This is a genomic window from Vreelandella populi, from assembly GCF_003989825.1.
In the GTDB taxonomy this organism is placed as follows: Bacteria; Pseudomonadota; Gammaproteobacteria; order Pseudomonadales; family Halomonadaceae; genus Vreelandella; species Vreelandella populi.
On the sequence record NZ_RZHE01000004.1, the window covers coordinates 195807 to 219509 of the forward strand.

21 protein-coding genes are annotated in these 23703 nt (G+C 60.1%); 4 read left to right on the forward strand and 17 right to left on the reverse strand.

Annotated features, from left to right (window positions below; genetic code table 11):
- Positions 1-29: 29 nt before the first annotated feature.
- The 4 genes from cobF to cbiE are packed head-to-tail and all read right to left on the reverse strand — an operon-like array spanning position 30 to position 3197.
- Positions 30-794: a precorrin-6A synthase (deacetylating) gene (gene cobF, locus ELY25_RS04065; protein WP_126950006.1), complete on the reverse strand. Its 765-nt coding sequence runs from the start codon at positions 792-794 to the stop codon at positions 30-32.
- The gene (cobM, locus tag ELY25_RS04070) at positions 791-1588 is read right to left on the reverse strand and encodes a precorrin-4 C(11)-methyltransferase (RefSeq protein WP_126950007.1); all 798 of its coding nucleotides are present in this window, start codon (positions 1586-1588) and stop codon (positions 791-793) included. Before cobM ends, cobF begins: the two co-directional genes overlap by 4 nt.
- Positions 1585-1992, reverse strand: a complete 408-nt coding sequence (locus ELY25_RS04075) for a cobalamin biosynthesis protein (RefSeq protein WP_126950008.1) — start codon at positions 1990-1992, stop codon at positions 1585-1587. Before ELY25_RS04075 ends, cobM begins: the two co-directional genes overlap by 4 nt.
- Complete coding sequence (cbiE, locus tag ELY25_RS04080) at positions 1989-3197, reverse strand: precorrin-6y C5,15-methyltransferase (decarboxylating) subunit CbiE (RefSeq protein WP_126950009.1); 1209 nt, start codon at positions 3195-3197, stop codon at positions 1989-1991. The genes ELY25_RS04075 and cbiE overlap by 4 nt, the downstream gene beginning before the upstream one ends.
- On the opposite strand from cbiE, the gene ELY25_RS04085 reads away from it, so the two are divergent.
- Positions 3196-3936: a cobalt-precorrin-6A reductase gene (locus ELY25_RS04085; protein WP_126950125.1), complete on the forward strand. Its 741-nt coding sequence runs from the start codon at positions 3196-3198 to the stop codon at positions 3934-3936. The genes cbiE and ELY25_RS04085 overlap by 2 nt on opposite strands.
- On the opposite strand, the gene cobJ is transcribed toward ELY25_RS04085, so the two are convergent.
- The 9 genes from cobJ to ELY25_RS04130 are packed head-to-tail and all read right to left on the reverse strand — an operon-like array spanning position 3925 to position 15863.
- Positions 3925-4674 carry a precorrin-3B C(17)-methyltransferase gene (gene cobJ, locus ELY25_RS04090; RefSeq protein WP_126950010.1) on the reverse strand — a complete coding sequence of 250 codons (750 nt, stop codon included), beginning with the start codon at positions 4672-4674 and terminating at the stop codon, positions 3925-3927. The two genes, ELY25_RS04085 and cobJ, sit on opposite strands and share 12 nt — an antisense overlap.
- On the reverse strand, positions 4671-5408 hold the full coding sequence (locus ELY25_RS04095) for a precorrin-2 C(20)-methyltransferase (protein ID WP_126950011.1): 738 nt from the start codon (positions 5406-5408) through the stop codon (positions 4671-4673). Before ELY25_RS04095 ends, cobJ begins: the two co-directional genes overlap by 4 nt.
- Entirely contained in the window at positions 5405-6034 is a 630-nt protein-coding gene (locus tag ELY25_RS04100) for a precorrin-8X methylmutase (protein WP_126950012.1), read from the reverse strand. The genes ELY25_RS04095 and ELY25_RS04100 overlap by 4 nt, the downstream gene beginning before the upstream one ends.
- Positions 6024-7193 (reverse strand): cobalamin biosynthesis protein CobG, encoded by a 1170-nt coding sequence (locus tag ELY25_RS04105; protein ID WP_126950013.1) that lies wholly within the window; start codon positions 7191-7193, stop codon positions 6024-6026. Before ELY25_RS04105 ends, ELY25_RS04100 begins: the two co-directional genes overlap by 11 nt.
- On the reverse strand, positions 7190-11035 hold the full coding sequence (gene cobN, locus ELY25_RS04110) for a cobaltochelatase subunit CobN (protein ID WP_126950014.1): 3846 nt from the start codon (positions 11033-11035) through the stop codon (positions 7190-7192). Before cobN ends, ELY25_RS04105 begins: the two co-directional genes overlap by 4 nt.
- Positions 11035-12135 carry a cobalamin biosynthesis protein CobW gene (gene cobW / locus ELY25_RS04115; RefSeq protein WP_126950015.1) on the reverse strand — a complete coding sequence of 367 codons (1101 nt, stop codon included), beginning with the start codon at positions 12133-12135 and terminating at the stop codon, positions 11035-11037. Before cobW ends, cobN begins: the two co-directional genes overlap by 1 nt.
- On the reverse strand, positions 12122-13540 hold the full coding sequence (locus tag ELY25_RS04120; protein WP_126950016.1) for a cobyrinic acid a,c-diamide synthase CobB: 1419 nt from the start codon (positions 13538-13540) through the stop codon (positions 12122-12124). The genes cobW and ELY25_RS04120 overlap by 14 nt, the downstream gene beginning before the upstream one ends.
- The gene (gene cobO / locus ELY25_RS04125; RefSeq protein ID WP_126950017.1) at positions 13540-14133 is read right to left on the reverse strand and encodes a cob(I)yrinic acid a,c-diamide adenosyltransferase; all 594 of its coding nucleotides are present in this window, start codon (positions 14131-14133) and stop codon (positions 13540-13542) included. Before cobO ends, ELY25_RS04120 begins: the two co-directional genes overlap by 1 nt.
- Positions 14130-15863 (reverse strand): AAA family ATPase, encoded by a 1734-nt coding sequence (locus ELY25_RS04130; RefSeq protein WP_126950018.1) that lies wholly within the window; start codon positions 15861-15863, stop codon positions 14130-14132. Before ELY25_RS04130 ends, cobO begins: the two co-directional genes overlap by 4 nt.
- A 401-nt stretch (positions 15864-16264) precedes the next feature.
- Here ELY25_RS04130 and ELY25_RS04135 point away from each other — a divergent pair, with 401 nt between their 5' ends.
- From ELY25_RS04135 to ELY25_RS04145, 3 genes are read left to right on the forward strand one after another with little or no spacing between them, the layout of a single operon-like run.
- Positions 16265-17320, forward strand: a complete 1056-nt coding sequence (locus ELY25_RS04135) for a FecCD family ABC transporter permease (protein ID WP_126950019.1) — start codon at positions 16265-16267, stop codon at positions 17318-17320.
- The gene (locus ELY25_RS04140) at positions 17317-18108 is read left to right on the forward strand and encodes an ABC transporter ATP-binding protein (protein WP_126950020.1); all 792 of its coding nucleotides are present in this window, start codon (positions 17317-17319) and stop codon (positions 18106-18108) included. The genes ELY25_RS04135 and ELY25_RS04140 overlap by 4 nt, the downstream gene beginning before the upstream one ends.
- A gap of 51 nt (positions 18109-18159) precedes the next feature.
- On the forward strand, positions 18160-19050 hold the full coding sequence (locus ELY25_RS04145; RefSeq protein WP_126950021.1) for an NAD-dependent epimerase/dehydratase family protein: 891 nt from the start codon (positions 18160-18162) through the stop codon (positions 19048-19050).
- Positions 19051-19226: 176 nt separating this feature from the next.
- On the opposite strand, the gene ELY25_RS04150 is transcribed toward ELY25_RS04145, so the two are convergent.
- The 4 genes from ELY25_RS04150 to ELY25_RS04165 are packed head-to-tail and all read right to left on the reverse strand — an operon-like array spanning position 19227 to position 23680.
- Positions 19227-19991 carry an ABC transporter ATP-binding protein gene (locus ELY25_RS04150; protein WP_126950022.1) on the reverse strand — a complete coding sequence of 255 codons (765 nt, stop codon included), beginning with the start codon at positions 19989-19991 and terminating at the stop codon, positions 19227-19229.
- Complete coding sequence (locus tag ELY25_RS04155; protein ID WP_126950023.1) at positions 19991-20971, reverse strand: FecCD family ABC transporter permease; 981 nt, start codon at positions 20969-20971, stop codon at positions 19991-19993. Before ELY25_RS04155 ends, ELY25_RS04150 begins: the two co-directional genes overlap by 1 nt.
- Positions 20971-21840: a cobalamin-binding protein gene (locus ELY25_RS04160; protein ID WP_126950126.1), complete on the reverse strand. Its 870-nt coding sequence runs from the start codon at positions 21838-21840 to the stop codon at positions 20971-20973. Before ELY25_RS04160 ends, ELY25_RS04155 begins: the two co-directional genes overlap by 1 nt.
- 34 nt (positions 21841-21874) lie before the next feature.
- Positions 21875-23680, reverse strand: a complete 1806-nt coding sequence (locus tag ELY25_RS04165) for a TonB-dependent receptor domain-containing protein (RefSeq protein ID WP_126950024.1) — start codon at positions 23678-23680, stop codon at positions 21875-21877.
- Between the last annotated feature and the right edge of the window lie 23 nt (positions 23681-23703).

A 23703-nucleotide genomic window follows, 5' to 3' on the forward strand; every position in this document is an offset into this window, starting at 1 on the left:
TGGAAAAACATTCCATATTAATACCGGCGCTATATCAAAGGCTGTTTAGCTAACAGATAAATATCCATAATCCAGCCGTGTTCTTCACGTAGCGCGGCGCGGTGCTCGATAATCTCGTCGCTTACCTCGCTTAGTGGACCTTTGATCAAACACTGCTTATCCATGCCCAGGTACGCACCCCACCAGATGTAGGTGTCAGCTTTTGGCAACGAGGTAAACGCCCCGCCGCTGTCGAGCATCACGGCCACGGTGGCGGCGTCTTCAGGCCAGCCGCGTTCGCGCAGGCGGCGGCCGGTGGTGATTTGGATGGGTTCGGCGAGCGCATTCAGGGGAATTTTATGCTCGGCGGTGAGCACTTGCAGGCTGGTGATGCCGGGCACTACCTTGACCTCAACGGCGCGGCCGCTATCCGTCAGGCGCTTGGCGATGCGTAGGCTACTGTCATAAAGCGAGGGGTCGCCCCATACCAGCATGCCGACGTGGCCACCGTTTGGCAGGTGTTTATCCATCAGTTCGGCCCACACGCTGGCAATGGCGCTATGCCACTCGTCTACTGCGCTTAGGTACGCACCCTTGGCATCGCGGGTGGGTAAGTCGAACTCGACGATGCGTATACTGGCCGCTTGATCAAGCAGTTCGTTGCAGAGCACGCGGCGCAGGTCGATAAGGTCCGATTTCGCCTCGCCCTTGCGCGGTAGCAGAATCACGTCGGCCGCGTTCAAGGCGCGCACCGCTGCGAGCGTTACGTGGTCCACGTTGCCGGTGCCAATGCCGATCAGCGAAAGCGTGATCATGCGCCGCCCTTTTTATCGCTGCTGGCAAACGGCGAATCCGCCGACTGGGGGCGAAAGCGGCGGTCGTAGCCTACCGCGTACAGGCTGCTTTCCTGGAAGTCTTCGGATTCGAGTACCGGCCCTACCAGAATCAGCGCCGTGCGCTGGAGCGTGTGGTCGATCAGGGATTCCACCGTGGATAAGCGCCCGCGCACCACGTGCTCGTCCGGCCAGCTGGCCCGCCATACAATCGCCACCGGGCACTCTTCGCCGTAATGGGGCGTCAGGCTTTCCACTACCTGGGCCAGATTGTGGATGGAGAGGTGAATAGCGAGCGTGGCGCCTGTGCGGGCGAAGCTGGCCAGCGTTTCATTTTCAGGCATGGCGCTTGCCCGCCCCGGCGTGCGGGTCAGCACCACGGATTGCGCCACGCCGGGTAGCGTTAGCTCCTGGCCGAGCGTTGCCGCCGCAGCGGCGAAGGAAGGCACGCCGGGGGTCACGCTGTAGGGAATATCAAGCTCTCGCAGGCGGCGCAGCTGTTCGCCCATGGCGGACCACACCGAGAGATCGCCGGAGTGCAGCCGGGCGATATCCTGGCCTGCGGCGTGGGCGGTTTGAATTTCCTGCATGATTTCATCAAGTGACAGCGGCGCGGTGTTGATGATGCGCGCGCCTTCGGGGCAGTGCTTGAGGATTTCTTCGGGTACGAGCGACCCTGCATACAGGCATACCGGGCAGGCGGCGATCAGGTCGCGCCCGCGCAGCGTTAAAAGATCCGGCGCGCCGGGGCCTGCGCCAATAAAATGAACCGTCATAATCCAACTCCTTGCGCCGCTGTCATTGCCACCGCGGCCGTGGCCTTTCTATCGTCTGAAACCCTGCGCGGGCCTAGAAGCCGCGCCCCGCTACCCGCGGCCAGAAGCGCCACGGCTTCTGCCACACTGCCGGTGCCTTTTTCGCGCAGGCTGTAGGCAGAATGGGTCAGCGTGGTAACGCTGGCTAGCGTTGCATCCGCGACACCAATCACCGGCATGCTGCGGGCGTGCCCCAGCGCTTGAACCAGTGGCAGCATACTGCGAGCCGCTGCCAACCGGTCGATAGGGCCGTACTGGGCAATCAACTGATCCAACACCTGTTCGAGCGAATCACGCGTTGCCTGCTGGCGAAAGCCAAACCCTACGATTTTCAACGCCTGCCTAGCCACTGTTTGCTTAGTCATCTAACGCCACGCCACTGAACAATCGGGTAGCTGGCTTTCCAGCCCCGGCGGGTGCCCATGGGTGCTGCGTGGGCCAGCTCTAAACGCAGCAGTTCCCCCCCCGCCTGTTGCTGCCAGTGCGCCAGCAACGCTTCGGATTCCAGCGTGACCGCGTTGGCCACTACTCGCGTGCCGCGAGGCAGGCGCTGCCATAAAAGATCCAGAAGCGCTTGGGAAAGCCCGCCGCCGATAAACACCGCATCAGGCAGCGGCGCATTCTCAAGCACCTCCGGTGCGTGGCCTTCGTTTATCTCCAGCCAATCGACCCCCAGGTTTTGCGCATTGCGGCGTGCCCGGGCGGCGCGCTCCGAGCGCTGCTCAAAGCCGATGGCCTGATTATCCGGATGGGCCAGCAGCCACTCGATGGCAATGGAGCCAGAGCCCGCGCCGATATCCCACAGCCGCTCGCCGGGCTGGGGGGCAAGTGCGCAAAGCGTCAGGCTGCGCACGGCCTGCTTGGTGATCTGCCCATCGTGCTCAAAAAAGGTATCGGCAAGTCCCGGCGTCAAGGGGATTGCGGGGCCGTTACCCGCCACCTCGATACCCACCGCCACCGGGTGGGCGATATCCTCGGGTAGCGCGTCCTCTATGCGCAGCGTGCGAATGCGCTCATCGGCACCGCCCAGGGCTTCCAGCACGTTAAGCTGGGAATCCGCAAAACCGCATGTTCTCACCAGCGCGGCCAGCTCCGCCACGGCAGCGCCATCGCGTAACAGCACCAGCAGGCGCTGGCCGTTTTGCAGGTAGGGCCGAAGGCGGGTCAGCGGTTTGGCGTGCAGGCCAAGGCAAGTGCAGCGCTCAAGCGGCCAACCCAGCCGGGCCGCCGCCAGGCTAAAGGTTGAGGGCGATGGCACGGCGATCCATTCGCTGGCATCCAGGTGGCGCGCCAGGCTGGTGCCTGCCCCAAACCAGAACGGGTCGCCGGATACCAGCATAACCACCCGGCGGCCGCGCTCGTTGAGAAGTGCGGGAATGCCATCTGCAAACGGCACCGGCCACTCGCGTATCTCGGCCGTTAAGGGGGGAAGAAGGCGCAGATGGCGGCGTGCGCCAAACACGATCTCGGCGCGCTCGAGCTGCTCGTAGCTTGCCGCTGTGAGGCCCGCTGTGCCACTCTCCCCCCAACCTAATAGTGTGAGCCACGGAGCCTTGTTAACTAAAGCCATGATAAACGTCCTGATTCTTGGGGGTACGAGTGAGGCCAGTGTGCTGGCTAGCGCTATTAGTGAGCGCGAAATTCCGGCTATCTTCAGCTATGCGGGCCGCGTCAAGGCGCCTAAAGCACAGCCGCTGCCCACCCGTGTAGGTGGCTTTGGCGGTGTTGCTGGTTTGGTGGCCTTTATCAAGCAAAACCAAATCACCCATATTGTTGATGCGACACACCCGTTTGCCTCGCAGATGAGCCGTAATGTTCTGAACGCTGCCATGCAAACCGGCGTACCGGCGATTGCCCTGACGCGCCCCGCCTGGGCGCCAAGCGCGCATGATAACTGGCAGAGCGTGGCAAGTATTGAGGAAGCGGTTAGGGCCCTTGAGTGCCTGCCCCAGCGCGTGCTGCTCGCCATTGGCCGCATGCACCTTGCCGCGTTTGCCGCGCAGCCTCAACACCACTATGTGCTTCGCCTGGTCGACGAGCCAACCGCCTCGCCGCCGCTTCCCAGCTTCACCACTACGGTGGATAGAGGCCCGTTTACTCTGGAAGGCGATTTAGCGCTGCTCAAGACCCAGCGGATCGAGCGCATCGTGTGCAAAAACGCGGGTGGCAACGGTGCTTCTTCCAAGCTCGAAGCCGCCCGCACGCTTGGCCTGCCGGTCGTGATGATCGAACGCCCTGCGCTGCCCGCGCGCCATGAAGTGCATAGCGTCGATGAGGTGCTGGCCTGGCTTGAACCCTCACACGGCTGAGCGGGGCGTATACACCAAGGGAGCGCCGTCGCGCTCGATCAACCGCGTTTGCCGGGAGCCGACAATCACCAGCGTGCGCATATCGGCCATATCGGGCGTGGCATCCTTAAGCGTGGTGACGTTAATCGACTCTTCCGGCGTAGACACCGCACGGGCGAAGACGATCAGCCGCTCGGGTTCGCACGCTTCACGCAGCACGTCCAGCGTGCGCTCGAACCCTATCGGGCGCGACTTGGAGCGCGGGTTGTAGAACGCCATGGCGAAGTCGGCTTCCGCCGCCAAACGCAGGCGCTTTTCGATCAGCGCCCAGGGCTTCAAGTTGTCGGATAAATTGATACAGCAGAAATCATGCCCCAGCGGCGCGCCCGCGCGGGCGCTGGCCGCCAGCATGGCGGAAATACCCGGCAGCACCTGAATATCCAGCGCGCGTAAGTCCTTGTCGCCGGCTTCCAGCGCTTCGAACACCGCACTCGCCATGGCGAACACGCCGGGGTCGCCGGACGACACCACCACCACCCGGCGGCCCTCGCGCGCCATGCGTAGCGCGTGGTCGGCGCGGCGAATCTCCTCGCGGTTGTCCGAGCCGTGTCGGGTCAGGCCCGCGCGCGGCGCTACCCGGTTAACGTAGGGCACGTAGCCTACTACATCGGTCGCCTCTAAAAGCGCGGCGGATACCTCGGGAGTAATCATGGCGTCTGCCCCTGGCCCCAGGCCGACGATTTTTAGCCAGCCGCTCATGGCCGCCTCCCGTTACCGTGAATCAGTACAATCGAGAAGTACGGCACGCTCTCGCCCACCTCGACAAGCGGCAAGACACGCTGCTGCTCCATGGCGGCGTACTCGATCAGCCACGCCTGGTTTTCCCGGCCTGCCTGAGCAAGCGCGCGGCGCAGCTTGTTCAGATTACGGCCAATCTTCATGACCACCAGTGCGTCTGTCTGCGCGATGTTTTCAGCCAGCATCTTCTCGGGCAGCGTGCCCATCAGCACGGTGAGAATATCGTCGCCCCAGGTGATGGGTTGCCCGGTGGCCGTCCAGGCGGCGGACATACCGGTAATCCCAGGTACGACCGACACCGGCACCTGGTTCAGCAGCCGCGTATACAGGTGCATGAACGAGCCGTAGAAGAACGGGTCGCCTTCGCACAGCACCACCACGTTACAACCGGCGTTGGCTATCTCGATCAGTTGGGCCACGCAACGCGAGTAAAACTCTGAGAGCAACGCGTTGTACTGTGGGTCTTCAAAAGGGATCTCCGTGGTTACCGGGTACTCCATGGGCAGCTCAATGGCGCCGGGCGCGATTAGCCCCTCAACAATGCTGCGCGCATGGCCCTTGCGGCCCTTTTTACGAAAATAGGCAATATGCGTGGCGCCACGAATCAGCCGATCAGCACGCACGCTCATCAAGTCCTGGCTGCCCGGCCCCAGGCCAACGCCGTAAACAGTGCCCTGTGTGGATGCCTGTGTCATTCGACGCGATCCGCCATGGCGTTGATGGCCGCGACCGTTACCGCACTGCCGCCCAAACGGCCACGTACGATGCAGCTGGGAATGGCGGGCGTTGCCCAAAGCGCTTCCTTGGATTCGGCGGCCCCTACAAAGCCTACCGGGCAGCCAATCACCGCTGCCGGGCGCGGGCTGCTCGGGTCTTCCAGCATATTCAAAAGATGAAACAGCGCGGTGGGTGCGTTGCCAATCGCCACCACGGCGCCTTCCAGATGCGGGCGCCATAGTTCCAGCGCTGCGGCCGAACGGGTGTTCGCCATTTCCTGGGCAAGGTGTGGCGTGCGCTCATCGTTCAGGGTGCAAATAATCTGATTATCGGCGGGTAGCCGCTTGCGGGTGATGCCTTCCGAGACCATGCGCGCATCGCAGAGAATCGGCGCGCCGCGTTCGAGTGCTGAACGCGCTTTATTGACCGCGTCATTTTGAAAATGAATATGCGCGGCAAGCTCGACAAGCCCGGCGGCGTGAATCATGCGCACGGCAACGGTCTCTTCCTCGGCAGAAAAGCGCGCAAGGTCGGCCTCGCTGCGGATAATCGCGAAGGATTCCCGGTAAATCGCCGGGCCGCTTGTTTCATACTTATAGGGCACCCAAACTCTCCAAATATTCGACGACCTCAGTCTCGGTGAGGCCTGTCTTAACGGGCGTGCTCTGCGCATCACCCTTAACAATAAGATTGAATCGGCCTGCCTGACCGACCAGGCACACGTCGGCCGATGAACGGCGGGCGCATCCCTTGGCGCAGCCGGATATATGAACGCTATGTCTTTTAACTTCGGGCACCAACCGCCTGGCGAGCGGTTGGGTGGCAACGCTTGCCTGAGCACAGTAAGGCGCGCCGGGGCAGGCATCCATCAATAAGCGCGTATCCCGATTGTCGCTGATCAATCCTTCAACCGGCCCACTTGCGCCCTTGACCCATAAACGCCGCCACGGTGTTACGCGTACATAGCTCACCGCCACAGGCGTTACGGCCGCCCGCAATGCAGCAGCGGCTGCGCGGCCAAATGGCAGCCCGTAAACCATGCCCGCTTGATACTTGCCAAGCGCCAGCGCCGCGCCTGGCATTTCACCCGCACTTACACAAGCGCTTGCGGAGCGCATTTTAGCAGGTGACCACGCGGGAAGCGGCACTTTATGCTGCCGCATCCGCCCGACGTCATTTCCGCCGCTTTCCACAAACCAGTGCGTCAGGCGTATTAAATGCTCAACGGCAGCCTCAATAGAGCCAACTGGCGTGCCGCATGCATGGCCTTCAGCGCGCACCAGCAGCCCCCCTTCTGTTGAGCGCTCAACTCGAAAATCTGCGGAGGTATCGCCCAGCACCGGACCCTCGCCTGCATCAATGGCGATGCCGACTTTGCTGGGCATCACGGCTAGTTCGCTGCCTCGCGCCTGTAACAAGCAGGCGAGTTGATGCGTCTCATCGCCCGCCTGCCAGCTGGGCGCCAGCAGGCATTGGGGCTGCTGCTCACTGGTAGGGTCCGCACTGACCAATTCATGCGCGGTCAAAAATTCCATTAGCGGCGGCCACGTGGCTTCCGAAACGCCGCGCAGCTGAATATTGGCTCGGCTGGTTAGTTCAATCAGCCCATTGCCATAGGTTTCTGCCGCGTCGCACAGCGCGAGCACCTGCGCTTTGGAAAGCTGCCCGAGCGGTGGGCGCACGCGCACTAGCCAACCGTCGCCGGTTTCCATGGGCCGCCAAGCGCCGGGGCACCAGCCTTTGATCAGCGGACTAATGCTCATAAACTGGCGGTTTCCCTGGCTTCGTCCATTTCCAGCAGCAGGTCTTGCAGCGCTTCGCCGTGCTCGCCGGGTTCCTGCCACATGCCGCGCTGGGCAGCTTCCAGCAGCCGCTCGGCCATCTCTTCAAGCGCTGCGGGGTTGTGCTCACGTAAAAACTGTTGGTTGGCCTCATCCAGTACCAGCGCTTCGCTCACCTGAGCGTACTGGTAATCCGCGACCAAGTCCGTGGTGGCATCGTAAGCAAACAGATAGTCGACCGTGGCGGCCATCTCAAACGCCCCCTTGTAGCCGTGTTCACGCATGGCGTTGATCCACTTGGGATTCAACACCCGTGAGCGAATGACCCGGGCAAGCTCCTCTTTGAGCGTGCGAATTTTGGGCACAGCGGGGTTGGCGTGGTCGGCGTGATAGATCTCCGGCGCCCGGCCAGCAAGCGCGCGGGTAGCGTTGGCCATGCCGCCCTGAAAGGCGTAGTAGCTGTTGGAATCGAGAATATCGTGCTCGCGGTTATCCTGATTCTGCATCACCGCATCCAACCCTTTGATCTGCTGCTCAAAGGCGCCACGTGCGGCGGTGCCGGAATCCGCAAACTGCCCGTAAGCGTAGGCGCCGGTGCCCAGGTAGGCCTCGGCCAAATCATCAGCCTCACCCCAGCTACGGTTTTCGATCAGCCGGTTCAGGCCGGCGCCATACTCGCCGGGCTTGCTGCCAAAAATACGATAGCTCGCTTCCTGGGCGGCCATTTCGGCACTTAACCCTTGGGCTTCAAGGATGTGCTGGCGTTCAAGCACGGCGGAACGAATGGTGTTGCTATCGCCCGGCTCGGCATAATTGGCAACCGCTTGTACCGCGGCATCAAACAGGCGAATCACATTGGGGAAGGCATCGCGAAAGAATCCGGACACCCGCAGCGTGACATCCACCCGTGGGCGGTTAAGCAGCATCGAAGGGATTACTTCAAAATCGATCACCCGCTGAGAGCCCAACGACCATTTGGGCCGCACCCCTATCAGCGCAAAGGCCTGGGCGATATCGTCGCCGCCGGTGCGCATGGTCGCGGTCCCCCAAATGGAGAGCCCCAAGCGGCGCGGGTAGTCGCCGTGATCCTGCAGGTAGCGTTCGACAAACGCCTGGGCGGATTTTTCGCCCAGCGTCCAAGCAGCAGGCGATGGGATGGAGCGGTTATCCACGCTAAAAAAGTTGCGCCCGGTGGGCAGCGTATCCAGCCGCCCCCGGCTGGGCGCGCCGCTGGGCCCGGCGGGTACAAAAATCCCCTCAAGCCCATCCAGCAAAGAGCCAATTTCCATCTTTACGCCCTGCTGCATGGCAGCCCACAGCTGCTCGCGAGCAAACGCAAGCTGTTCGGCCGTGGCAGGATACGCCTGAGCAAGCGCTGCCAGATTACCCTGGGCCAATACGTAGTCGGTCACCAGCTCCTCGGCGAGGAGCTCCAGCCGCTCGCGGGTATCGGCGCCGGTTCGCCAGGCAGCGGTTAGCTTGCCTGCCAGCACAGCCGGTTTAGAGCCAAGCCAAGGCTCGCTGCCCGCCGCCAGCGGGTCGAAGCTCTCACCCAGCGTCAGGTCAGCGGCCAGATTGTGCAGCAAACCGCGGCTTGCCACGGCTTCACCACGCGGCAGCCTTAAAAGTGCTACCAGCGTGGCCGCACGTTTTTTCTCGGGCGGAAGCTCACCCAGTATGTGCAGGCCGTGGCGAATCTGGGCTTCCTTGATATCGCACAGAAACGTGTCCAGCTCGTTGAGAATTTCGCTGTCACAGCTGCTATTCACCGCGTGGGCAAGTTCTTGATCTATGCCGGTTGCCCGCAGGTGGGCCAATATCTGTTCACGAATCAGCGCCTCGCGACGCGGGTCCATGTCCAGTGCTTGATAGTACTCATCGGTAAGCGCTTCAAGCTCGGCCATGGGGCCGTAAAGTTCAGCGCGCGCCAGCGGCGGCATCAGGTGGTCGATAATTACCGCCTGGCTTCTGCGCTTGGCTTGGGCGCCTTCGCCGGGGTCATTGACGATAAACGGATAGAAATGCGGCATCGGCCCGAGCGCAATATCCGGCCAGCATTCGGCGCTTAGCGCGGTGCTTTTACCCGGCAGCCACTCAAGATTACCGTGCTTGCCCACATGAATAACCGCCTCAACCTGATAGTGCTCGCGCAGCCAGAGGTAAAACGCCAGGTAGCTATGCGGCGGCGCCAGCTCAATATCGTGGTAGGACTGGGTCAGGTCATCAATAAAGTCGCGCTCGGGCTGGATGCCCACGAAGGTTTCGCCCAAGCGGATACCCGAAATCATTAGCCGCCCCTGACGGCATTTGGGGTCGTCTTTCGGCGAGCCCCAGCGGGTGCATATCGTTTTCTGAAGCGCGGCGGGAAGGGTTTGGAACCAGGCCAGATAATCCTCAACGCTGATACTTTGCCAGCAGGCGCGCTGATCCAGACTGTCATGATCGTTAGTAACGGCGCCCTGGAGCAGGCGAATCAGCGCATCGCCACTTTCCGGCAATTGGCTTAGCGGATAACCGTCACCTTTCAGGGCATTTAAAATTTGCAGCGTAGAGGCCGGTGTATCCAGCCCTACTCCGTTACCGATACGCCCATCGCGGTTGGGGTAGTTGGCCATAATTAGCGCGATGCGCTTTTGAGCATTGGGCGTTTGGCGCAGCGCGCAAAACCGCCGGGCCAGTTTGGCCACAAAGGCAGCGCGTTCTGGGTGCAGCGTGTGGTGCGTCACCGAAAGCTGGGCACGAGCGTTATAGTGAACTTCGGCTTTAAACCCGACAGCGCGGGTGATAATCCGCCCGTCCATTTCGGGCAGCACCACCTGCATGGCGACATCGCGGCTATGCAGCCCGGCAGCCATTCCCTGCCAGTCATCCAAGGTGCTGCTGGCGAGTATCGCCTGTAGCACCACGGGCCGCCCGACAAAAAGGCTTTCATGAAGATTGCTGCTCAACTCATCTGCTGCACTGGCGTCATCGGCGGTACGGTTTACCGAAAAGCTGGTGGTATTAACCACCAGCATGGCGCCGGTTTGCTCGATGAGGTGATTGGCGAACGCGATGCAGGGGCCTTCTTTTAGTGAGGCCACCGCGACAGCTAACGGCTCAAGCCCTTCGGCTTTTAGCGCATCGATCATGCCGTCGAGCACGGCGGTGTTCGCGCCTTGCAGGTGGCTTCTATAAAACAGCAGCAGGCACACCGGGCGCTCTGCAATACGCTGCGCGCGCCACTCGCTTAGGCTGACCGCCTGCTGGCCGTTAGCTTGGGGTGCGTAAATTACCGCCGCCGGAATCACTTTAGGCTCTTGCCACGCATACTCATGCGCCAAGTACTCATGCGCCAAGCATTCGCTTCCGATAAAGCGCAGCAGCTGCTCGGCGTTATCCACGCCGCCTTCGCGCAAGTAGCGCCATACGCGGTAGGCATCGTCAAAGGCAATGCTGGAGTCTTCCAGCAGGGCATCGTCTGGGGCGTCGCAGCCGGGCACCAGAATCAGCTGACGCTCGGGTTTCGCTGCCACCCAAGCCAAAAGCCGCTCGTAGCCGTATTGCCAATAGCCCTTTCCGCCCAGCAGCGACACCACCACCAAGCGGGCTTTTTCCAGCACGCGGTCTTCGTAAAGATCAAAGGCCGCCGGTTTCACCAGGTTCATCCAGTTCGCCAGCCGCACCGAGGGGTAATCATCGCCCAAGCGATCAACCGCCTGAGCCAACGCCGACAAGTTACTGTCAGCGGCGGACATAATCACAACCTCAGCGGGGCTTTGCTGCAGGTCGATGATGCCTTCATCATCAACAAAGCCCCCCGGTTTGGCAGCGAAAAGATGCATTAGGCGTTTACCAACCGCTCAGCGCTGACGAGCGCTGCGTGAATCTCATCGTTATTCAGCGTTTTACCGATAATCACCAGCTGAGTCTGGCGCAGCTCGTCCTGGCGCCATAAACGGTCAAAATAGCCGTCCAGGCGCTCACCTACGGCCTGAATAACCCGGCGCATGGGTTTACCCGGAATGGCCGCAAAGCCCTTGGCGCGATAGATCTCTTGGGTTTTCAGCAGATATTGAAGCTTAGCCGCCAGCTCATCGCCATCGACTTCACCCAGCGTAATCACGCAGGAGTCAAAGTTATCGTGGGCGTGATCGTGGTGGGCGCCTTCGGCATGGTGCTTGTCGTGATGGTTGGTAATCTTGTCGATATGCTCTTCACTGGCCGCGCCAATGCCCATTAAGGCTTCTAGCTGGGCCGTGTCGGTGGCCAGCGTCTGGTCGATAAACAGCGTTTTGACCGATGCGGGCACCCGCGCCTGTACCAGCGCTTCAACGCGGGCTTTTTCGTCGGCGTTAAGCAGATCGGTTTTGCTAACCAGCACTAAATCCGCGGCGCTTAGCTGATCGTCCAGCAGCTCGCGCAGGCTGGGGTCGTGATCCAGGCTGTCGTCGGCCAGGCGCTGGGCGGCCACTTTTTCTTCGTCGTTGGCAAACCGCCCCGCAGCTACGGCAGGCCCGTCGATCACGGTAATAATCGCATCCACGGTGCAGTGCTGACGCACTTCCGGCCAGTTAAAAGCCTGCACCAGCGGCTTGGGCAAGGCCAGCCCGCTGGTTTCGATCAGGATATGGTCGATATCATCACGCCGCGCCACCAGCTTTTTCATCACCGGCAGAAACTCTTCTTCCACGGTGCAGCAGATACAGCCATTGGCCAGCTCGTAAATACTGCCGTCTTCACCGGAGGCGACTTGCTCGCCCTCTTCACAATCCAGCGCACAGCTTCGCAGCAAGCTTGAGTCGATATCCTGCTCGCCAAACTCATTGACGATAACCGCAATCCGCTTGCCGGTAATCTGGCGCAAAATATTGGCAAGCAAGGTGGTTTTGCCACTGCCTAGAAAACCGGTCACAACCGTGGCGGGAATTTTATTTAACTGCATGCGAGGATTCCTCAATTTGGGGGCTTGCGGCCGTGGCCTGCGCAGAAACGGATAGTACTGAATCGTGCGGCGCTGAATCGTTGCCAAGACCGTGGCTAAAAAGACGCGCTACCGCAGCAGGATTATTCGGGAAAAACAGGTGTAAGTAGGTCGCCGTCAGGCGCCCGGCACGGTAAATCGGCTCGCCGGGCGCTGGGTGGCGCTGGCGGCGCCCGTAAGCCATTGGCTCAGGCGTTTGCTCGGCCATGGAGCGATGGTGAGCATGGCCACGAACCGGCCCTTCGGGCAGCTCGGCAGTTTGCATCCCTTGGCAGCCGCGGCGCCCACGCATGGCGCCGTGCCCCGGCAGTAAGCCGAGCATGGTGTGAGTGGTCTCAGCGTAGTCGGTCAGGGTTTCCAGGCTATACAACATGCCACCACACTCGGCGAGGATGGGTTTACCCGCGCTAAAGAAGCCTGTAATGGCATCGCGCATGGCGGTGTTCGCCGCAAGCGCCTGCGCGTGAAGCTCAGGGTAGCCACCGGGTAGCCAAAGGGCATCGCACTCGGGCAGTTCAGCATCGCTCAGTGGAGAGAAAAAGCGCACGTGCGCACCCATCTGCGCCAGCAGGTCCAGATTAGCCTGATAAATAAAGCTGAACGCCGCATCCCGGGCCACGCCTATCGTCTGTCCAGCCAGTGCCTGCGACACAGCAGCTTGCGCCTCAGTAGAAGCACTAAAGCTGACCGGCGAAAGCGTGGCGAGCGCGTTCAACAGGCCTGCGGCTTCCAGCGCCTGCGCCGCGGCTTCAAAGCGAATTTCCAGATCGTCGCGGATCTCTTCCGCCTGCACCAGCCCTAGATGGCGCTCGGGAAGTGCCAGATCAGGGTCGCGTGGTACGGCGGCCAAAAACGGAATGGCTGCGGGCAACGCGCCTTCAATCAGCTCACGGTGGCGCTGGGAGCCGCAGTTATTGGCAATTAGCCCAGCAAACCGGATATCGTCACGAAAGCCAGCCAGCCCCGTTACCAGCGCGGCGGCGGTTTGGGCCATGCCTTTAACATCCATCACGATGGCCATGGGAATGCCGAATAGCGCGGCTAGATCAGCGCTGGAAGGCTCACCGTCAAATAGGCCCATGGCGCCTTCCACGAGAATTAAATCGGCTTCAACAGCGGCTTCATAAAAGCGCTGGCGGCAGTAGGCTTCGCCTGCCATCCATAAATCGAGCTGGTCGACCGGCTGGCCGGAGGCCTGGGCGAGAATTTGCGGGTCCAGATAATCTGGGCCGGTTTTAAATACTCGGACGACTTTTCCTTGGTTGCGCAGCAGCCGCGCAAGCCCGGCGGTTACCGTAGTTTTACCCTGGCCTGACGCGGGTGCCGAGATAAACAGTGCGGGGCAGCTGGCAGAAGGCGTGCTCATCAGTATTCGATCCCCGCCTGGGCTTTGACACCGTCGCGAAACGCGTGGCGCTCATCCTGCACGGTGCTGATGGTGTCGGCGATTTCCTGAAGCGGCTGGGCCATGGTACGCCCGGTAATAATCACATTCTGGTGCGCCGGGCGGCGCTGCAAAGCTTCTACCACCGGCACCGGGTCCAGATAGCCGTACTTGAACATGTAGCTCATTTCGTCCAGCACGATGATGTTATAGGCCGGGTCTTCCAATAGCCCCTTGGCGATTTTCCAGGCGGCTTCGGCGGCTTGTATATCGCGCTCGCGGTCCTGGGTTTCCCAGGTAAAGCCCTGGCCCATGATGTGCCAGTCAAGCCTGGGGTGATCGCGAAAGAACAGGTATTCGCCGGTTTCGCGCCGCCCTTTAATAAACTGAATGACTGCGCCTTTCTGACCATGGCCCAGCGAGCGTGCCAGCGTGCCTAACGCGGAGCTGCTTTTGCCCTTACCGTTGCCTTTGAGCAGGATTAACACCCCGCGCTCTTCGGTGGCACGGCTGATGCGCTCGTCGACCACCTCTTTTTTACGCTGCATGCGGTTTTGGTGATTGCTATCGCTCATGCTGACTCCTGGGTGGGCAGTGTCCAATACAAGGCGCCCAGCTGCTGGGCAAGGCGCGCCGCCTGGCCGCGTTTGACAAAAGAGTGTTCGGTATCCATCACCACGCAGTCGCCGAGCTTCGGCAGGTCTGAAACGGATTCACGGGTGCGCCCGTCGGTGATCAAGTAGGTGCGTATATGCAGGCCGGGCTCACGCCGCTGCCACTGGCGAATCAACCGCCCCGCCTGGGCGACCGCTTTACGCAGCGGTGTACCGCCCCCGCCATCGGCGCTATTCAGCGTGGCCTCCAGGCTTTTGGGTGCACGCTGGCGGGTTAGTAGCGGTGTCACCGCATCGTTGCCAAAACCCAGCACGGCCATCTGCTCCCGAGCGACATACGCCTGGCGGGTCAGGCTATCCACCCAGCCCTTGGCCTGGCCCAGCAGGCGCTTACCCAGCGTCGAGCCGGAGGTATCCAGCAGCACCAAGTGCAGTACCGGCTGCCCGGCGCGCGCTTTACGATAGCGAAGCTGCCGCCAGGGCCACTGGCCGCGATTGGCGATCAGCGTGGAAAACCAGTCCGGCCGTGAGGTAAGCGCAGCATTAGCTCGCCCCTGGCCCAATTCACCGCCCTTGCGCGTACCGCCGAGTGATAGCGGCTGCTTAGCCGCAGGCCGGTTGGTTGGGGTAGGCAGGCGTAGCGCGGGGAGGTCAAGCGGCTGGCTATCCAGCATGTTGTGCGCCAAGGGCGGCATGGCGCCCCACTGACCCTGCTCGTCTGAACGTCTATCGGCAGACGACTGGCCGCCAGAAGGTTTTTCATTTGGCGTGGATGAAGGCGGCGAAGAAGATGGCGGCGTTGATGGCGGTGTCGCTTCTTCACGCGTACGCCGATGGGCCAATACCCACGACTCAACGGTATCTACATCTTCCTGGCTGATCGTATCGCCACCCCGCCAGGCGGCATGAGCCTGGGCTGCACGGTGCCAGGTGACATCGGCACGCAGACCTTCGACCCCTGACTCCTCGCAGCGCCGGGCGATATGCGCGTAGACCCAGGCAGGCGCCGTTACCGTGGCAAGCGCATGCCGGGCACGCTCGATGCGTTCACGCAGGGCTACCTGCTCAGCGGCGTAGTCAGCGATAAAGCCAGCGGGGTCGCGGTCAAAGGCATCGCGCTGCTGCACAATGGCGATGCGTTCTTCGATACTCATGGAAGCTGGCTGTTCAAGGCAGAGGCCAAAACGGTCCAGAAGCTGCGGACGCAGTTCCCCTTCATCCGGGTTCATGGTGCCAATCAGGCTAAAACGCGCCGCGTGGGAGTGGCTGAGACCGTCACGCTCGACGATATTGACTCCGCTTGCGGCAACATCCAGCAGCAGGTCGACTAGGGTATCAGCGAGCAAGTTGACTTCATCAACGTACAAAACGCCGCCATGGGCTTTGGCCAAAAGCCCTTCGTGAAAAGTGGCTTCGCGCTCGCTCAATACCTTTTGAAGGTCCAGGCTTCCGGTCAGGCGGTCTTCGCTGGCGCCCAGCGGCAGAGTGACAAACGGTGACCTCCCCCCTTTTTCGGATTCGGGAAGCAATTCCGCCAGCGCGCGGGCGAGGGTCGACTTGGCGCTACCCCGCGGGCCGCTGATAAGGACCCCGCCAATGCGCGGATTAATCACGTTCAAAAGCAGCGCTTTTTTAAGCGATGCCTGGCCGACGACGGCGGTAAAGGGAAACTCGACCACAGGCATCACCATGGGCAAAAGGAACATTGACTTGATTTAACAAGGAGATATTAAGCGACTAAACGCTAGAACAAGCGAGTAAAGCTCATACTTTACAAGCGCGTAAAGCTAATACATTAAGCGACGCATGGACACTGCAATACACGTGAAAGTTATTCATCACTGACAAGAGAATAACGATAGAGCCAAACGCCGCGAAAGTGGCTACAATAACCGCGCATTATAGAGGATGGCACCAGGTGGAAGCCACCTCGCCACTTCAGCAAGTCGTCAATATCAAAGGTTTTTAGTGCTTTATCCTCGCATCTTCGGCAGTCTGTCGAGCTTTATGTCCATCGGTACCCGGAACACCATCTCATGAAGCTCGCCCCCGCCCTATTTGATACGCCTTTCACACAATGAAAGCTATCGCCATGCACAGCACCCCAATGGCGCGCACCCAGGCGCACTGGCTTTGGCTTGCGCCCTTGGTGCTGCTGATCGCGCTGCTTGCCGGTACGGCGATTGGTGAAACGTCGATACCCGTGGATACGATTCTCAAGGTATTGGCCAACCATCTTCTGGGGGCCGACTACGCCGTTGACCGAATTGATGCAGGGATTATTTGGAACTACCGGCTAAGCCGCGCCATCGTCGCGTCTTGCTGCGGTGCTACGCTTGCTCTGGCCGGGGTTGTGCTTCAGGCGTTACTGCGCAACCCCTTGGCCGACCCGTACTTGATGGGCATTTCAGCCGGTGCCTCAACCGGTGCCGTGGCGGTCACGGTGGCGGGCCTTGGCGCGGGTGCTTTTACGTTATCTGCCGGGGCATTTGCGGGTGCAGGGCTTGCATTTGGCTTGGTGGTACTGCTTGCCCATGCGGCCAGTAGCGGGACCGGCGGTGGGCGCAGCACTCAGGCGGCCGGGGCCATTATTCTGGCGGGTATCGCAGGTTCTCAGCTGTTTAACGCGCTGACCGCATTTATCATCACCAAGTCAGCCAGCGCCGAGCAGGCGCGTGGCATCATGTTTTGGCTACTGGGCAACCTTTCCGGCGTGCGCTGGGACGATGCAGCCATCGCCTTCCCTGCGGCCCTGGGCGGCCTGCTGATTTGCCTTTGGCACCGCCGCGCATTGGATGCCTTTACCTTTGGCGCCGACAGCGCGGCTTCCATGGGCATCGCCGTGCGCCCGACCCGCGGGTTGTTAATTATCGCGGTGGCGCTGGTCACGGCCATTATGGTGTCGATAGTGGGCGCCATTGGCTTTGTGGGCCTGGTCATCCCTCATGCCATGCGTTTTATCGTGGGTACCCAGCACACGCGCCTGGTGCCCGCCTCGGCACTCGCCGGCGCGGTGTTTCTGATTGGATCGGATATTCTTTCGCGCACGCTAGTGCCCGGCCAGGTGCTGCCGATCGGAGTGATTACCTCGCTGATTGGCGCACCTGCGTTTGCGCTTATTCTTGTTCGCGGTACGAGGGCCCAATGAAATTAACCGCCGAACAGCTGGGGTGGAGCGTTCATGGGCGAACGCTTTTAGAAGACGTTTTTCTTGACGTTGCGCCCGGCCAGACCTTTGGCCTGATTGGCCCAAACGGCTCCGGTAAAACCACGCTATTACGCCTGCTGGCAGGCTTGAACAAACCCAAAAAGGGCCACGTTCGTATCGACGGCCAGCCCCTCGCCAAAATGCGCCAGCGGCATATCGCCCAGTCAGTCGCGCTGGTTGAACAGCAGGCGGAAACCACCGATAGAATTTACGTGCGCGAGGTCGTGGCACTTGGCCGCACGCCTTTTCTTTCGGCGCTTCACCCCTGGTCTACTCACGATGACGCGATTGTGGGTCAGGCGCTGGATGACGTGGATATGGCGCATATGGCGGGCCGGCTTTGGCACACGCTTTCCGGCGGCGAGCGCCAGCGCGTGCATATTGCCCGGGCGCTTGCCCAACAGCCGAAAATTCTGCTACTGGATGAACCCACCAACCACTTGGATATTCGCCACCAGCTGTCGATTCTTGAGCTAATCAGGCAGTTGCCCATTACCGTAGTGATTTCTCTGCACGACTTGAATCAGGCCATGGAGTGTGACCGCATTGGCGTGATGGACGGTGGGCGGCTGATCGCCAGCGGCCAGCCACATGACGTGCTAACCGCCCAGCGGCTGCAGGAAACGTTTGGCGTGCATGCACATGTGCTGGATGACCCTGTTGATGGCAAGCGAATCATGCGTTTTCGCAGTGCAGTCATCCCACCGTCCTACAGCGCCGGTGGGTAGGCAGTTTCTTTGCTAAGGTGAGGAGGCCTCTCCATTGATTAAGGACTTCCCATGCGCTTGTTATTCACTGGCGGTAGCGGCAAGGCTGGCCGTCATGCGACCGCGTATTTGCGTGACCAGGGTCACAGCATCACCAATCTGGACTGGGTAGCGTCCGATGTGCCGGGCATCACCACGCTGAAGGTAGACCTGACCGACGCGGGCCAGGTGTTCAATGCGTGCCAAGCTTACGCCACTTTCGATGAGTTGGAGCCAGGCACTGGAATGCCACGCTACGACGCCATCGTGCACTTTGCCGCTATCCCCGCCATTCTGCACCGCCCGGATAACGAAACCTACCGTATCAACACGCTAAGCACCTACCATATTCTGGATGCTGCCACCCGGCTGGGCATCCCAAAGGTAATCTTTGCCTCCAGCGAAACCACCTACGGCATCTGCTTTGCCGATGGTGAGAAGCTGCCAGCCTACCTGCCTATCAATGAAGAACACCCCACTGTGCCGCAAGACAGCTACGCCATGAGCAAGGTAGTCAACGAAGTAACCGCGCGTTCGTTTCAAGCGCGCTCAGGCATCGACATTTACGCCCTACGTATCAATAACGTGATCGAGCCTCACGAATACCGCCAGAACTTCCCGGCGTATATGGATAACCCGGCGCTGCGCCGACGCAACATCTTCGCCTACATCGATGCCCGCGACCTGGGGCAGATGGTCGACTGCTGTCTGAAAACGGATGGCTTGGGCTACCAGGTATTCAACGTTGCCAATGAAGATCTATCGGTAGGGCTTACCAGTGCCCAGGTGATTGAGCGCTTCTATCCTGGCGTGCCTGTACAGCACGCAATGGGAGAATATGAGACGTTCTACAGTATCGACAAAGCGCGGCGCCTGGTTGGTTTCAAACCGCGCCACTCCTGGCGAGCTGAGCTGGAGCAGTAAGCCAACACTTCTTATCATCTCAGAAAAAGGTTCCAAGATTTTTGGCCAGTACAGCAGGGCTACGCGCTTGGCAACATGCCTAGTGCGTAGTTCTACTGACTGCACCGCCGGGGCCATCTATCGTACTATCGACTATCGTAAGAACCGCCACTCCCCCCTCACGCGGTTAGCGTCCTCTATATCGGCACAAATACCGGCGCACCATTGACCTCAACGACCGTGAGCCGCTGACGGTAGAGCGCTTCGAGCCTACCGGCGGTTAGCAGCCTTTCCCGTGGTCCCCACTTGGCTTCCCCATTAGGGTACAAAAGCAGTATCTGGTCGCACCACCGTGCGGCTAGATTAAGATCGTGCAGGCACATCACTACGCTCTTTCCTTGCTTCGCCTGCTCAGCCATTAACTCCATGACCGCACTTTGGTGATGGAGATCCAGATGGTTGGTGGGCTCATCAGCAAGCCAAATGGCAGGATCTTGAGTAAGCACGGTGGCCAGGGCAACGCGCTGGCGCTCGCCGCCGGACAGCGTGTTGACCAAACGCTCGCTTAAAGAGGCGATATCCAGGCAGGCCAATGCCTGCTCAGCAAGGGTGTAGTCAGCGCTATTTTCCCGCTGCCAGGCGGAAAGAAACGGGTGACGGCCAATCAGCGCTGTTTCCAGCACCGTGGCCGGAAAGCTGTCCATCCGCTCCTGAAACACAACCCCTAACGCTTGAGCGACCTGACGGCGACGTAGCTTGGCAAGCGGCACTTCATCGAGATAAACGCTACCGGAGCGTGGCGCTCGCAACCCCGCCAGGGTATGCAGCAGTGTCGATTTACCCGCGCCATTAGGACCCAACACGCCCCACACTTGCCCCGGCTGAATGGTTAAATTCAGCGGCGTGCCACTTAACCGATTGGGCACATCGATCACCAACTGCTGAGTGGTCAATATGGTCATTAGCGGCTCCGGTGGAGCAGAAACAGAAACGTGGGTACGCCCAGTAATGCGGTAATCACCCCAACCGGTAGCTGCTCAGGGGCAATCATGGTACGCGCCAGAGTATCGGCTAACACCAGCAGCGTGCCGCCCGCCAGTGCGCAGGCGGGTAGAATCAGCCGCTGGTCGTTGCCCAGCAGCAAACGCAACATATGGGGTACCACAAGACCCACAAACCCGATGCTGCCGGCGGTGGTGACCGCTGCGGCCGTCAGCAGACTGGCAAGAATATAAATACCCCACTCCATCGGGCGCACGTTAACACCCAGTGCAGCGGCCTGGGGCGCGCCACGGGCCAGCACGTTGAGGCTTCGCCCTAAAGGTACCAGCAGTAGGCATACCGCTATCAGTAGTAAAAGCGGCGGCCAGGGAGTGCGTGCATAGGAAAGATCGCCCATCAGCCAATACAGCATACCCGGCAGCCGCTCGGCAGGACTCATCGCCAGTATCAGCGTAATCACCGCCCCCCAGCCCGAAGCAACGACTATCCCAGTTAATAGCAGCCTTGCAGGGCTCCAGCCGCCACGGCCATGCGCCAAACCAAATACCAATAATGTTGAAAATAGAGCGCCGATAAATGCCGCCCCCGATACAAAGAACCCGCCCAGACCCACCAGCATGGCTGCCAGCGCGCCAATAGAAGCTCCGCCAGAAAGCCCCAGCACGTAAGGGTCAGCCAAAGGGTTGCGCAGCAGTACTTGCATCAGCGCCCCGGCTACCGCCAGCAAGCCGCCGACTGCAAACGCAGAAAGCGCCCGGGGCAAACGCAACTCCCACACCAGCGTACTGGCTAAAAGCTCACCCTGCCCCTGGGCGACCGCCCATAGCTGAGCAGTGGAAAGCGAGGCACTGCCCATACTTATCGCAAACAAAAGGGCAATCAATGCGGCCAACGCAAGCAGCCCTAACGGCATGCTGGAATGGCCCCGTCCCTGTCTCATCAAAGGGCTTCACGCTGTTGGCGAACGCTATCCAGCTGTTCGCAGAGAATTTTTGTGCCCTCTACCAAGCGAGGCGTAGGGCGCTGAATCAGTGAAGGCGGTACAAAAAACAGGTGGCTGTTGGCCACCGCCACAAGGTGTGAGTACTGCTCCCAGTGGGTCAGCCAGTGGCGGTTCTCCTCGCCCATTCCGCCGGCCACGATTGCCTCGGGATTAGCGGCCAGCACGGCCTCATCGTCCAGGCGGGGTACCAGGCGAGGCTGCTCGCCCACCACGTTAACCGCACCACACAGCTGCATCACCTGGCCAATAAGGTGTTGGTCATTCACACTCATTAGCGGCTCATCCCATACCTGATAGAAGGTAGTCACCGGCTCGCGCTCGGCGTAACGCGTTTTTAGCAGCGCTATCTGATGGCGAAAGTTATTCGCCACCTGCCGACCGGTCGCCTCGGTACCCGCCAGGCGCGCCAAACGCTCAATAGCGCTCGCCACGCCTTCGATAGTGCGAGGTTCGATATAAAACACCGGCATCCCTAACGCTTCCAGCGTTTCCAGCTGCTCGGCCGGATTGCCGGTTACCCAACCAATAACCAGGTCCGGCGCCAGACTTATCAACGCTTCAAGATCAATACGGGTATGGCTGCCCACCGAGGCAACCTGCTTTGCCTCGGGCGGATAATCGCTATAGGAGACCACCGCCACCACCTGCTCACCCGCACCGGCGGCGTAGGTAAGCTCGGTGGCACCCGGCGACAGCGTGGCGATGCGCCGGGCGGGGTTGTACAGGCAGACTTCGCGATCGCGATCATCCATTACGCAGCGCGCGTGATGATTCGCCTGCGCCATACTCGCAGGCACTAATAGCATGAGGATCAGCGCCGCTCGCGCCACGTTATGTAACTTATTGACCAAAATGAACACTCAGAAAACCTGCCCGTCCTGCATTTAAATAGTCGGCGCCGTCAAAGGAACGCGTTGTCACGTAATCCTGATCCAAAACGTTCTCTAATGTAAGGCGAGCACTCCACAGTGGAGCAAACTGCCAGCCGGCGCGCAGATTTACCAGCCCATAACCACTTAGCCGATCCTGGTTTTGTGCATCACGATAGCGGTGGTTTTGGGCGACCCACGAACCGCCCAGCGACCACTTGTCCAATTCGCGGTCGATATCCAGACGCACGCTTTGCGTGGCGCGATTCTGCAGCCGATTGCCCGTTAAGCGGTTTTCCGGGTCGGTATAAGTGAGAGCCGCGGCAAGCGTCCAATCATTGATCTCCACGCCGCTGGCAAGCTCTACTCCACGAATCCGTGACGAAGGTACATTGGACTGAACGCCCTGCCCCGCAATCAGATTATCAATATCCGTTTGATAGAGAGCGGCATCCCAAAACCACTGCGCGTATTGGCCACGAACGCCCGCTTCAACGGTTTCAGAGGTTTCAGACTCAAGGTCCGGATTACCAAACCCTGGGTAGTAAAGCTGGTTATACGTCGGCGCGTTAAACGCCGTGCCATAGCTGGCCCGCAAGGTATGGTTGTTATCCAGCGCGTAGCCTGCTGCCAGGCTGCCGGTAACTTCATCGCCATAAGCTTCATTATCATCGAAGCGTAAGCTGGCTTGCAGCGTTAGCGGTGAAAAATCCAGCAGCGCCTGGGTGAATACGGCTTTATTGCTGCGGCTGGTTTCATCATATTCAATGGTACTGTCTATCTTGTCCTCGCTGTATTCAGCGCCTGCGATCAGCTCGTGAGACCCCGCGGTAAAGGTATTTTCCCAGCGCGCAGTGCTAATCTTGGTGTTGAATACCGAGTCGCCAAAGCTTGCAAAATCATCGCTCTCATCGCGGGATTCACTCAGCGTGAGGCGGCTGTGCCAGTCGCTTGTGATCGGCAACTCGCCATAAATACCGGCTACTTGTTGAACAAAGTCGTTTTCACCGCCGTCGTATTCGTTGTTACCCCGAGCACGTAGCGCAAGGGCACCCACCTCAGCGCCATTTTCAAACGTATGCGAAACCCGCGCCAACGCAGAGGTATTGTCGTAGCCTTTATCTTCGCCATCGCGACGAACCGGCTGGCCATCGGTAGTAAAGTGGCTGCCCGCAAAGCTGTAGCGGGTACCGCCTTCGCGACCGCTGATTCCCGCGCTTACTCGCTGAGTATCGAACGAACCGCCGCCTATCGAAAACCTCGGCTGCGGCCCCTCTTCGCTCGTTTGGGGTGTAAATAACTGCACTACCCCGCCAATAGCATCGGCACCGTACAGGCTACCCCGCGGGCCGCGCACGATTTCAGCGCGCTCAAACATGCGCGGGTCAAGATACGACCAGGCGGCCCCACCACTGGTGGCTGAACGCAAACGAATGCCGTCAATTAACAGCACGTTTTGGCCGCTTCCGGTACCGCGAATATACACGCTGCTGTTTTTACCAAAGCTGCCGTTAGTGCTGACATCCACCCCTGGCTGGCCGCGAAACAGATCGGTAATACTTACCGGGTCTTGGCGGCGCAGGGTAGCTTTATCCAACACAGTAACTGAGGAAAGGCTTTCATTTGCCGTACGTGGTGCCAGTGCGGCGGTAACCACTACCGGATTAAGAGTGCTTTGCGAATCTGCTTGAGCGTTTGGCGCGTCACTCTGAGCAACGACCACGGGAGATACAACCAACGCAGCGAGCGCGGCAGAAACAGGAAGATAGTTAGGCATGAGAAGGTACCTTACGCACTGTG